Here is a 12,243-nt window from a genome sequence, read left to right on the forward strand (position 1 = left end):
GCGAGTGGTCCTCAGCGATTCAGGCGTTGCAGCAATCGCGCGCGCAGGCTGCGGGCACGGGTCTCGTCCATCGGCGCCAGTACGCCGCGCGCAGACTCCGGCATGTGTGCGGCGGTGTCCGCATCGGCATCGAACACATAATGCTCGAATACGTCCTGCCAGATCGCGCGTTGCTCGGCTGGCAGGTCGCGGATGGTGAGCAGCGCCAGCATCAGCGCGTTCATCGGCGAATCCATATAGGCCGGGCTCTGCCGCCACCAGAAATTCACCAGCACGTTGAAGGACTCCAGCGCTTGGATGTGATGCCACCACATGCTGGGAATGAACAACGCATCGCCCGGTTCCAGCTCGGCCACCAACGCGTGTTCCAGCGCCTGCGCATAGCGTGGAAAGCGCTGCAGATCCGGCGCGGCGATATCGACCAGGCTGACCGGCTGCCCGGCCGGCGTCAGGTCGAGCGGGCCAATGTAGAGATTGGCCAATTGCGTGGGCGGAAACAGGGTGAAGCGGCGGCGCCCGGCGACCACGCAGGCCAGGTTGTCGGGCAGATCCTGGTGGGCGGCGATGCGGGTGCGGTTGCCGATCCAGATGCTGGCCAGCGGCTGCGCCTGGGGCAGGGCGATCGGGTTGTGCGCGCGCAGGCCCGGCAGGTAGGTGTCCAGCGTGGTGGAACCGACATAGATCGCCGGTGGTTGCGGGTTGTGCAGATCGCGCAGCAAGGTCTCCAGCACCACGCTCAGCGGCACGCGTTCGGGGCGAAAATTGAAGCCGCTCATGTCCGCGTTGTAGAAGAAGCGCCCACCGATGTCCGGCGGACCGACCTGCGCCACCACCGCCTCGCCGCGATCGAAACCGCGCAGATACGCGGCCGCCGCGTGTGCAGAGGTGGCGCCGGCCTGCGCCAATGGCCAGTCGCGGACCAGCCCGCGCAATACCAACGGCGTTGTCGAGCGCAGCACGGCCGGGTCCAGCTGTTGCGGGTCCAGTCCGTGCAATTCTTCGATGGCGCGCGGCTCAGCCAGCATGGCGGCGCTGCATGCGGTCGAGCAGGTGGCGGAACTGCGCGATCGAGGCCACCGCCATGTACAGCGGTTCCAGATCGCCGTGCCGGTGCAACTCGAGCAACGCCGCATCGTCGAGCGCGCGCAGGCGTTCTTCGTGCACTGCGTAGAGCCCTGCCAGGCGGCATTCCAGTCCGTTTTCCAGCGTGGCCTCGAACACGAACGGTTCCAGCAGATCGTAGCTGAGCAAGCGTGCGACGAATGCCTCGCTCGCCGCCAAGCCATCATGCAAGGTGCGCAACACCTGGCTGATGCGGTCGAGAAACTCGGTGGTGCCGCCGTGTTCGCGAAACAGCAGCTCGCCGTCGGTGCGGCTGATGCGCGGGCTGTCCAGATCCACGTGCACCATCGGTCCGTCCGCTTGCTCGCCGATCAGGAATGGTTGGCGCTGAATCGCCAGCGGCACGTACGGCGCATCCCAGCGTGCACCGTCCAGAAACAGGTTTTCGCCCAGGCGCAGGCCCAGCAACGCCAGCGGCTGAAAACTGCGCTCGCCACTGCGATGGAACACGATCGGGTACTGCGCCTGCAGCTGGCGAAATTCCTGCGGAAACGTCGCAGCCGACATCACGTCATCGCCGAAGGCGGCGCCGTGCGTGGTGATCACGCGCAGATCGCGGTGATCGAGATTGTTCAACAACACGGCATTGGTCATGGGGGAAAGTGACACATCACGCGGGGGCGCGTGGCCCATGCTTGGACAGTTGCTTCGGCGTGGCAAGTCCCGGATGCAACACATCCGGGAAACGCAAGGTAGAGCGTCGTGCGAGACGCTCCGGCAGACTCGCTGCCGGGAGCGCTTAAAAACGCATCACTGCATGACCAACGCGCGGCCTCACCAGAACTTGTAGCGCACGCCCAACATGTAGCGCGGGCCGGTCTGGGTGGCATAGACGATCTGGTTCGGGTGACGGCCATGCTGACGCTGCACCTCGTCGGTGAGGTTGATCGCCTCCAGGCTCAACGACAGGTTCTCGGTCCATTGGTAGCCGATGCTCAGATCCAGCTGGCCGTAGGCTTCGGTATAGACCGGATTGGGCTGGCCGCTGCCGTCGAAACGCGCGGCCAGGAATTCGTCGCGCCAGTTGTAGGCCGCACGCACCTGCCACTTGTCCCGGTCGTAGAAGCCCACCACGTTGGCCGAATCGCTTAAGCCTTCCAGCGCGAATTGCTCGCCGATCACTGCGTTGTTGTAGGTCAGCCCGGAGTCGACCATGGTGTAGTTGGCCGACACGCCGAAGCCGCTGTCGCCGAACATGTGCTGCAGGTTGAACTCCCAGCCATCCAGCGAGGCCGAGCGCTGGTTGGCCGGCGCGGTGATGGCGAAGTTGGCCACCGGGTCGCCCGGCTGCCCGCTGATCACGCCGGTAGCGTTGCCGTTGGCATCGTCGGCTCCGCGCACCACGCCGGGCGCGCCGCCGCGGTTGCGGAAGATGTAGTTGCGGATACAGGTCAGGTCGGCCGAGGCGCAGCCGTTGCCCAGCGCTTCGTTCCAGTACGCACCGCCCACCGGGGTGTTCAATCCCAGCGATGTGTCGTTGCGCGTGGTCACGCCGATGTAGTTGTCGATGTTCTTGCGGAAGAAGCCCACCGAGGCGTAGCTGGCATCGCTGTAGTACCACTCCAGCGAGAAATCGATGTTGTGCGAGAGCAGCGGCTTGAGGCCGGGGTTGCCCTCCTGGCCGGTGCCGCCTTCCAGCCGCGCGATCTGGTTGAGCGTCTGCCCGCCCTGGATGTCGCCCCAACCGGGCCGGCCGATGGTTTCGCCGTAGCTGCCGCGCAGCACCAGGTCTTCGGTGAGCTTGAAGCTCAGGTCCAGGCTGGGCAGCCAGTATTCGTACTTGCCGCTGCCGCTGGCGAACGCCGAATCGGCCAGGCGGATCGGCAACTCGTTGTTGGCGACCCAGTCGATGCCCACCGCCACCGGCACTAGCGCCTGCGCGTCCACCTTGGTTTCTTCGTAACGTACACCGGCGGCCAGGCTGATCGGCACGCGCAACTCGTCCCAGCTGTTGTTCCACTGCAGGTAGGCGTTCTTGGATTTTTCGGTGACGCGGCGGTCGGTGGTGAACACCGGCGAGATGCGGTACAGCGCGTCATCGCCCGCCGCTTGCGCGGCCGCCTGACGGGCGCGCTCGAAGTCGAACAGGAACAACTGGTCGAACTGCGCCGGATTGCCGCTGCCGTCGATCGCATCGAAATACTGCGCGAACGAGCTCGGAATCCATAGATCGTCCGGATAATCGGCCGCGGTGCCGTTGCCGCCCCAGGTATCGCGCTGCACGTTGGAGAACGCCGAGCGGTTCTTGACCTCGGTGCTGCCGATACCGAACTTCAACTGCGAATAATTTTCGAAGGTGAAGTCGCCGTTGACCTGGGCCTGGTCGATCTCCGACTTCATGTAGCTGTTGCGGAATGCCGAGCCGGTGACCAGCGTGCGCGAAGGATCCAGGCCGTTCAGGCCGAAGCCCAACTGCTGCTGCAACACCGGGAAATCCTTGCTGAAATCCACCACCGAGGTGCCGCGGTAAAAGCCCGAGACGCCCAGCGAATTGCTCGAGCCGTACGGGCTGTCCGCACCGGCTTCGGCGGTGGAGCGGTGGATGTCGAAGTTGAGCTTGAACTGGTCGTTCACCGCCCAATCCACGTTGAAGCCCAGCGACTTGTTCTGGTTGCGCGTGGCCGCGTTGGAGCCGGCGGTGGCCAGATCGCTGGTGGCCGGGTTGACGAATTCCGAGTAGGTGATCGGACCTGCCACCGGACCGTTGGTCCAGGCGCTGGCCGAGGGGCCGTAGTTGAACCACACCGACATCTCGTTGCGCTGCTGCTGGATCTTGTTTTCCGAGTACGTGTAATCCAGCGTGGTGGTGATGTTGTCCAGCGGCTTGTACTGCAGCACCAGCTGCCCGTTGGTGCGCTGGCGTTCGACGCCGACCACACGGTAGTTGAGGTTCTGCGGCACCGAGTAGATGTCGTTCGGGCCGGGGCGGTTGACGATGTTCTCCGAGCCCGGCGCACCCGGCTGCGGGATGGTGCCGTAGGCGGTGGAATCGCCGCGGAACGAACGCCAGCCATTGGGCACGCCGACCTGGCTGTAGCCGAAGTCGCGCTCCTGGTAGCTGCCGCTCAGCGACACGCCAAAGCGCCCGTCGGCCGAGGTGTTGCTGAAGATGCCCGAGATTTCCGGGGTCAGCGCATCGCCCTGCAGGCGGCCGGGCAGGTTCTCGTTGGACGCATCGTGCACGCCCTTCAGACCGACATTGGCATGCATGCCCGGGTTGTCCAGCGGCCGGGCGGTCTTGATGTTGATGGTGGCACCGATGCCGCCGGTGGGCGTGCTGGCGCGGCTGGTCTTGAACACCTCGATGCCGGAGATCGACTCGGACGCCAGGTTGGCGAAGTCGAACGCGCGCGAGTTGGAGGCGTTGGATTCTTCGATGCTGGCGCCCGGCATCTGCCGGCCGTTCAACAGCACCAGGTTGAAGTCCGGGCCGACGCCACGCACGGTCACGCGCGAGCCTTCGCCCAGCGAGCGGTCGATCGACACGCCGCTGATGCGCTGCAGCGACTCGGCCAGGTTGGTATCGGGGAACTTGCCGATGTCCTCGGCCACGATGCCGTCGACGATGCCTTGCGCATCGCGCTTGACGTTCATCGACGAAGTGAGGCTGCCGCGAATACCGCTGACCTGCACGGTATCGAGCGTGGCGGGGTCGGCCTGGCTGGAGCCGGGGACGGTCGAGGCCGACTGCGGCGCCGGCGCGGTTTGCGCGGCCAGCGGCGTCGACAATGCGAACAACAAGGCAGACGTCAAGCGCCGTGTGCGCGGCAGGGTGCGGAGCTCTCTCACGATGATTTCTTCCCCAAGCGAAAAAAAGCCGGCCCCAAGTTGGGACTGGCAAAGGTCGATGAAACAATCACGCATTTGTTAGCGCAGGCTTAACGAAGTCAATTTGCACTGCAGCATCGGTCGCGACCCAATCGCGTCACACATCGTTCCACTCGGGGCCACGGCGAGCGCACGCACTGGTAGCGGGCTTGGTCGTACCATCGAACGCCACGACACGCGGCTGCGTGCAAAATCCTTCAGAACTGGAGCACCCGATGATCGACCTGTACTACTGGCCCACCCCCAACGGCCACAAGGTCACCTTGTTCCTGGAAGAAGCCGGGCTGGACTACACGCTCAAGCCGGTCAACATCGGCAAGGGCGAGCAGTTCGAACCGGCCTTCCTGCAGATCTCGCCCAATAACAAGATGCCGGCGATCGTCGACCACGCACCGGCCGATGGCGGCCCCGCGCAGAGCGTGTTCGAGTCCGGCGCGATCCTGTTGTACCTGGCGGAAAAAACCAGCCGCTTCCTGCCACGCGATGCCCGCGGCCGCATCGCCGCACTGGAATGGCTGTTCTGGCAGATGGGCGGGCTGGGCCCGATGAGCGGCCAGATGGGCCACTTCAACGTCTATGCGCCGGAAAAGATTCCCTACGCGATCGAGCGCTACAACGCCGAAGTGCGCAGATTGCACGGCGTGCTCGACAAGCGCCTGGCCGAGTACGCGTTCCTGGCCGGCCCCGAGTACGGCATCGCCGACATGGCCAGCTATCCCTGGATCGAGGTCTATGGGGACCTCAAGCCGGACTACGCTGCCTTCCCGCATCTCAAGCGCTGGCACGACGCCATCGCCGCGCGCCCGGCCACGCAGCGCGCCTATGCGCTCAAGGACCAGGTCAATCCCAACGCCGGCAAGCCGCTCGGCGAGGAAGAGCGCAAGCATTTGTTCGGCAAGCGCTGAAGCAACGTCGTAGGAGCGGTTGCGCAACAGTACACGCGCATCAACCGCACGCGGCACATCAACGGGGCGGCTCGAGCCCCTCTCCCCCCGGGGCGCCAAGGCACGGCTTGCGCGCCACTGGCGCGCGTGCGTTGGTGCGCCCGCGCCGCAAGCGCGGGCTGGGGCGCGGAGCGGGGGTTGGGGTGAGGGTACGGCATCGCCGGAGACTGACAGCGAACCCCCAATTGCGCTCCCTCGCCACGCGTAGCGACGCGTTAGTCCCCACCGCCCCCAGGCAGCTCGCGATGCATGCACACCCCCGGCACCATCCATCCCCACGCGCACACGCCTGAGTGGCCAACGCCAGGATCGCCGCGCTTCTCAAATCCGTAGTACCCCCGCATCCTGTGCGTAGTCTTCAGACAGGATCTTCGATGCGTTCCCTGTTCGCCGCCCTTGCCCTCATGCTCAGCACGATCACCACCGCCCACGCCGAAAAACTCACCCTCGACGCCATCACCGGCCCGTTGCCGCTGTCCGGCCCGACGCTGATGAAACCCAAGGTCGCCCCCGATGGTTCGCGTGTGACCTTCCTGCGCGGCAAGGACAGCGACCGCAATCAGCTGGATCTGTGGGAGTACGACATCGCCAGCGGCCAGACCCGCCTGCTGGTCGATTCCAAGCTCGTCTTGCCCGGTACCGAAGTCTTGAGCGATGTCGAAAAGGCCCGCCGCGAACGCCAACGCATCGCGGCCTTCGCCGGCATCGTCGATTACCAATGGGCGCCGGATGCGCACGCGCTGCTGTTCCCGCTCGGCGGCGAGCTGTACCTGTACGACCTGCGCAAGACCGGCGCGGCAGCGGTGCGCAAACTCACCCACGGCGAAGGTTTCGCCACCGACCCCAAGCTCTCGCCCAAAGGCGGCTTTGTCAGCTTCGTGCGGCAGCGCAATCTGTGGGTGATCGATCTGGCCAGCGGCAACCAGCTGCAGCTCACTCACGATGGCAGCGAGACCATCGGCAATGGCGTGGCCGAGTTCGTCGCCGACGAAGAAATGGATCGCCACACCGGCTATTGGTGGGCGCCGGACGATTCGGCGATCGCCTTCGCGCGCATCGACGAATCCGGCGTGCCGGTGCAAAAGCGCCCGGAAGTCTATGCCGACCACACCGAGGTGATCGAACAGCGCTATCCGCAGGCCGGTCAGCCGAATGCGGTTGTGCAACTGGGCGTGATCGCACCGCGTGCCAGTGCGACGCCACGCTGGATCGATCTGGGCAACAACCCCGATATCTATCTCGCCCGCGTGGACTGGCGCGACCCGCAACGGCTGACCTTCCAACGCCAATCGCGCGATCAGAAAACCCTCGAGCTGATCGAAACCACGCTTGCCAGCGGCAAGCAACGCGTGCTCATCACCGAGACCTCGCCGACCTGGGTGCCGCTCAACAACGACCTGCGTTTTCTCAAGGACGGCCGCTTTGTCTGGAACTCCGAGCGCAGCGGTTACGAGCATCTGTACATTGCCTCCGAAGACGGCCGCACGCTGACGCCGCTAACCTCCGGCGCCTGGGTGGTCGATACACTGCTTGCCGTCGATGAGCACGCCGGCACGGTGTACTTTTCCGCAAGCAAGGACTCACCGACCCAGACCCACATCTACGCCGTGCCGCTGGCCGGCGGTGCGATCGACAAACGTTCAAAAACCAACGGCACGCACGCAGCCAGTTTCGCCAGCAATGCCAGCGTCTACGTCGATAGCTGGTCCAACACCAGCACGCCGCCGCAGATCGAGCTGTTCCGCGCCAATGGCGAAAAAATCGCCACGCTGCTCAAAAACGACCTGGCCGATCCGCAGCACCCTTACGCGAAGTACCGCAACGCGCAACGCCCGGTGGAATTCGGCACGCTCACCGCTGCCGACGGCACCACGCCGCTGCAGTATCGCCTGATCAAGCCGGGCAACTTCGACCCGGCCAAGCGCTATCCGGTGATGGTCTACGTGTATGGCGGCCCGGCCGCGCAGACGGTGCTCGATGCCTGGCCAAGCCGTGGCGATGCGCTGTTCGATCAATACCTGGCCCAGCGCGGCTATGTGGTGTTCTCGCTGGACAATCGCGGCACCCCGCGGCGCGGCCGCGACTTCGGCGGTGCGCTGTACGGCAAGCAGGGCACTGTCGAGGTGGACGACCAACTGCAGGGTGTGGCCTGGCTCAAGGCGCAGCGCTGGGTCGATCCCGCACGCATCGGCGTGCAGGGCTGGTCCAACGGCGGCTACATGACCTTGATGCTGCTCGCCAAACACAGCGATGCGTATGCCTGCGGCGTGGCCGGCGCACCGGTCACCGATTGGGGGCTGTACGACACCCACTACACCGAGCGCTACATGGACCTGCCGGCAGGCAATGCCGACGGCTACCGCGACGCACGCATCGCCACCCATCTGGATGGCCTGCGCGCCAGGCTGCTGCTGATCCACGGCATGGCCGACGACAACGTGCTGTTCACCAACTCCACTGCGCTGATGAGCGACCTGCAGCAGCGCGGCACCGCCTTCGAGTTGATGACCTATCCAGGTGCGAAACACGGCTTGTCCGGCAGCACTGCCTTGCATCGTTACAAGACCGCAGAGGCCTTTATCCAGCGCTGCTTGATGCCGTAATCCAGGCATCGGCTGGCTGCGCGGTTGCCGCAGCCAGCTCACTGATGCCTTGGTGTTCATCGTGATCGATGCGGCGCGCTACACCTGCGGCCATCACACGGAAGCGCCACCGCGTCGGCGCAACGTCTGCCGTTCTTCCGCCAACGGTGCTGTGTCGGCATTCTTGTGCAACTGACAGACACGCGTGGTTGCGGCCAGCCGCCTCCGTCAACCGTTGCTCACCGCACTGCAAAGGATCTGCCATGTCACTCCCGCCACCGATTCCGGGGTCACCGCAACGCGGCGCGCGAGCACCCGAGTTCTGGAGCCGCAACTGGAAATGGATCGTGCCCGGCATCGGGCTGGCGCTGTTTCTGGTGTTGGCGCTGGTGGTCGGCGCGCTGGTCTACGTGATCACCGGGGCGGTGAAGTCCAGCGATGTGTACAGCGGTGCGCTGCACATCGCGCGCTCCGATACACGGGTGATGCAAGCGCTGGGCACGCCGATCGACGAGGCTTTTCTGCCCGACGGCAGCGTCAGCTACGTCGGTCCACTAGGGGAAGCGCATTTCAGTGTTGGCCTGCACGGGCCGCGCGGGCAGGGCAGTGTGCAAGTGGACGCCACGCGCAGGCACGGCCGCTGGACGTACCAGACGTTGACATTCGCCAGCGCACAGGCCGATCCGATCAGTCTGTTGCCCGCCGCGCAACCGCCGCCTTGCCAGCCATGACCTAAGACGCATTGCCGCCACCGCCGCAGATGGGTAGGGTCGCGCTACTTCTCCTTGCAGATGCCTTTCCATGAAACCACTTGTCGTTGCAATCGCGCTCGTTCTGGGCACCGCGTTGCCGGTGTCGCAAGCCCCGGCCCAGAGCCAGACGACCAAGGCCGCGCCGGCCCAACGCGCCACGCCGGCCTGGGTACAGACCAGCAACGGCTACGCGCAGATCCTGCTCACTGCGCAGGCGCCGTTCCAGCCCGAATACGCCAGCTTCTTCGGCGTGCCCGGCTACGACGACCAGGTCATCGACCTGGGCCCGGACAACGCCGCGCGCTATCGCGATGCGATGAGCAAGGCGCGTACCGCGTTGCAGGCCAAGCTGGCGACCGAGCGCGATGCCAACGTGCGCCAGGATCTGCAGATCATGATCGGCGCGGCCGAACAGAATATCGAAGGCAGCGAGCTCAACGAGCGCTACCTGTTGCCGTGGAACGACGCCCCGCAGCTGGTCTTCAGCGGCCTCAACGGGTTGTTGTCCGACCAGACCGTGCCCGAGCGCCGCGCCAAGGCGCTGGACCGCCTCAAGCGTTACGTCGGCCTGGTGCCGGGCAGCACGCCCACCACCACGCTGGCCCGCAAACGTTACGAAGAACAGCTCGGCAATAAGGCCTTGTTGCAGCCGACCGAACGCGAAGTGGAGCAGGCACTGGCGAACGTGGACACCTACGTCGCCGGCATCGGCGAGCTGTTCGCCAAGTACAAGATCGCCGGCGCCGACGACGCGCTCAAGGCGATGTCCACCCAGTTGAAGGACTACGCCAACTGGACCCGCACCACGGTGCTGCCCAAGGCGCGCAAGGACACCCGCCTGCCCGAGCCGCTGTACGCGTTCCAGCTCAAGCAGGTCGGCATCGATATCGCCCCGCAGCAGTTGATCCAGCGCGCGCAGCTGGAATTTATGGAAACCCGCTCGGTCATGCAACAGCTCGCACCGCTGGTGGCCAAGGCCAAGGGCGTGCAGGGCAGCGACTACGTGCAGGTGATCCGTGCGCTCAAGGGCAACACCATCGCCGACGATCAGCTGGAAACCCACTACCGCGGCGTGATCGACCAGATCGACCCGATCATCCGTCAGCAGCGCATCGTCGATGTGCCCAAGCGCCCGATGCAGATGCGCCTGGGCAGCGCCGCCGAAAGCGCCGCCCAACCGGCACCGCACTTCCTGCCCGCACCGCTGATCGGCAACACCGGCCAGCAGGGCCAGTTCGTGCTGCCACTGGGCAACCCGACCGCCGATGGCGCCAAGAAGGAGCAGTACGACGACTTCAACTTCGGCTCGGCCGCCTGGACGCTCAGCGCGCACGAGGGCCGCCCTGGCCACGAACTGCAATTCACCGCCATGGTCGAACGCGGCGTCTCGCTGGCGCGCAGCATGTTCGCGTTCAACTCGGTCAACGTCGAAGGCTGGGCGCTGTATGCCGAAGCCGAAATGGTCCCGTACGAACCGCTCGACGGCCAGCTGATCGCCCTGCAGTTCCGCCTGCTGCGCGCCGCCCGCGCCATGCTCGACCCGATGCTCAACCTCGGCCTGATCGACCGCGAACGCGCCCGCCAGGTACTGGAAGACGACGTCGGCCTCTCGCCAGCGATGACCCGCCAGGAACTGGACCGTTACACCGTCCGCGCCCCCGGCCAGGCCGGCAGCTACTTCTACGGCTACACCCGCATCCTCGAGCTACGCATGCGCACCGAACTGGCGCTAGGCAAGAAGTTCGACCGCCTGGCCTTCAACAACTTCCTGCTCGACCAGGGCCTGCTGCCGCCGGATCAGCTGGCCAAGGCAGTAGAGACGCAGTTCATTCCGGCGCAGCAAGGCAAGCGCTAGGTCACGGCTTAGGGGTAACGTTCGCTACGTCGGCTGCGGCAATGTGACCAAATGGAGGCACACCGCAGCCACCGAATGACGTGGTGCCCTGACGGTGGTCAGCAGCAGGCCGATGCCGCCTTGCTGCATGGCTTGCGAGACTGATCTTTGCCTCTGGGTCCTCTCGAATCCACTTCGCTGATTGCTCTGCAAATTTCACGTACATTTCTTCAAGGCGTGCCTCATAGGTGTAGCCCTGCATGAGATCGCGTGTACCGCCTAGCCCACCTTGGGTGCCAACACCTTCGACATATCCGGCACCGATATTTTCCAGTCCCTCTTTCCTCCGTGCAGCATCAATCTGCAGGTAGGACTCAGCGACATTCGTTCGATGCTCGGGCGCATCTTTGTATAGATTATTGCCTGTGCCATCGAAAGCGGCAATAAATAGCCGGGAGTGCGGCTGTGCCGAGTCCACTAAGATTGGCACTTCCTGAGCTGAGAGTGCTTGGGTCGCGTTATTGTAGCTGGCAAGATTCCTTTGCATCGGCTGGATAAGTGGTCACACCATCCGGAAGGGGTTTCTTCTCCATGAAACATCTCCATGATTACAATGACAAAAAAACAGCGAGCGCTAGTACGATCTTGTCCAAGCTACGACCAAGTCATCTCTAAAGCCACTGCGAGGATTTCCTGGGATCTGAGGGGTTTTTGTAGGGATGAAGGCACGCATGTAAACATTCACCGTACGATCATTCACCTCCAATACGATTTCCGGATCACCAATTGAAATACCCTCCGGGATATCTTCGCGTTTGACGTTATGACGAATCAGACGGTCGTGGAAAATTTCTTCCAGATCGACCTTGGCCTCATGGGCTTGACCATCTTTGGAGCGCCAGGAGATTTCAATGGGCGGCGGGAAGTTCTTTACGCCAAGATAGCCGCCACCGAGGTTGGAAGGATACTTGGCGCCCAGCGAGGCCGAAGACACTTCGAGCTTGTCATCCGGATCGTCAATGAAGAGGAAATTGTTATAGCGGACCTTGCATCCGTACGTCGAATAGCAGGCTGCACCAAAACTATGGCGTACAAACTTTAAGGGCCAATCTGCTACGGTGTTATCCGGTTTCGCGTAAGCGGTATTCATGGGGTTGCAACCTGTCAGAAAAAGTAAAGAC

9 protein-coding genes are annotated in these 12,243 nt (G+C 64.1%); 4 read left to right on the forward strand and 5 right to left on the reverse strand.

Annotation, left to right across the window (positions count from 1 at the left end; genetic code table 11):
- Positions 1-11 precede the first annotated feature (11 nt).
- The 3 genes from NYR97_RS10125 to NYR97_RS10135 form a co-directional block, all read right to left on the reverse strand.
- Positions 12-1,025 carry a cupin-like domain-containing protein gene (locus NYR97_RS10125; protein ID WP_316697802.1) on the reverse strand — a complete coding sequence of 338 codons (1,014 nt, stop codon included), beginning with the start codon at positions 1,023-1,025 and terminating at the stop codon, positions 12-14.
- Positions 1,015-1,716, reverse strand: coding sequence for a SapC family protein (locus tag NYR97_RS10130; RefSeq protein ID WP_205394968.1), 702 nt, complete (start codon positions 1,714-1,716; stop codon positions 1,015-1,017). Before NYR97_RS10130 ends, NYR97_RS10125 begins: the two co-directional genes overlap by 11 nt.
- A gap of 180 nt (positions 1,717-1,896) precedes the next feature.
- The gene (locus NYR97_RS10135; RefSeq protein ID WP_316697803.1) at positions 1,897-4,911 is read right to left on the reverse strand and encodes a TonB-dependent receptor; all 3,015 of its coding nucleotides are present in this window, start codon (positions 4,909-4,911) and stop codon (positions 1,897-1,899) included.
- Positions 4,912-5,165: 254 nt separating this feature from the next.
- Here NYR97_RS10135 and NYR97_RS10140 point away from each other — a divergent pair, with 254 nt between their 5' ends.
- From NYR97_RS10140 to NYR97_RS10155, 4 genes are all read left to right on the forward strand, one after another.
- The gene (locus NYR97_RS10140; RefSeq protein ID WP_023905577.1) at positions 5,166-5,855 is read left to right on the forward strand and encodes a glutathione binding-like protein; all 690 of its coding nucleotides are present in this window, start codon (positions 5,166-5,168) and stop codon (positions 5,853-5,855) included.
- Between the two features lie 413 nt (positions 5,856-6,268).
- Positions 6,269-8,497, forward strand: a complete 2,229-nt coding sequence (locus NYR97_RS10145) for a S9 family peptidase (RefSeq protein ID WP_316697804.1) — start codon at positions 6,269-6,271, stop codon at positions 8,495-8,497.
- 242 nt (positions 8,498-8,739) lie between these two features.
- Complete coding sequence (locus tag NYR97_RS10150; RefSeq protein WP_316697805.1) at positions 8,740-9,207, forward strand: cytochrome c oxidase assembly factor Coa1 family protein; 468 nt, start codon at positions 8,740-8,742, stop codon at positions 9,205-9,207.
- 70 nt (positions 9,208-9,277) lie between these two features.
- A complete protein-coding gene (locus tag NYR97_RS10155) occupies positions 9,278-11,083 on the forward strand; it encodes a DUF885 domain-containing protein (protein ID WP_316697806.1) in 1,806 nt (601 codons plus the stop codon).
- A gap of 1 nt (position 11,084) precedes the next feature.
- Here NYR97_RS10155 and NYR97_RS10160 read toward each other — a convergent pair whose 3' ends face one another.
- On the reverse strand, positions 11,085-11,609 hold the full coding sequence (locus tag NYR97_RS10160) for a hypothetical protein (RefSeq protein WP_316697807.1): 525 nt from the start codon (positions 11,607-11,609) through the stop codon (positions 11,085-11,087).
- An 87-nt stretch (positions 11,610-11,696) separates the two neighbouring features.
- Complete coding sequence (locus tag NYR97_RS10165; RefSeq protein ID WP_316697808.1) at positions 11,697-12,212, reverse strand: hypothetical protein; 516 nt, start codon at positions 12,210-12,212, stop codon at positions 11,697-11,699.
- Between the last annotated feature and the right edge of the window lie 31 nt (positions 12,213-12,243).

Origin of the sequence: Xanthomonas hydrangeae (assembly GCF_032697525.1) — a bacterium.
GTDB classification, from domain to species: domain Bacteria; phylum Pseudomonadota; class Gammaproteobacteria; order Xanthomonadales; family Xanthomonadaceae; genus Xanthomonas; species Xanthomonas hydrangeae.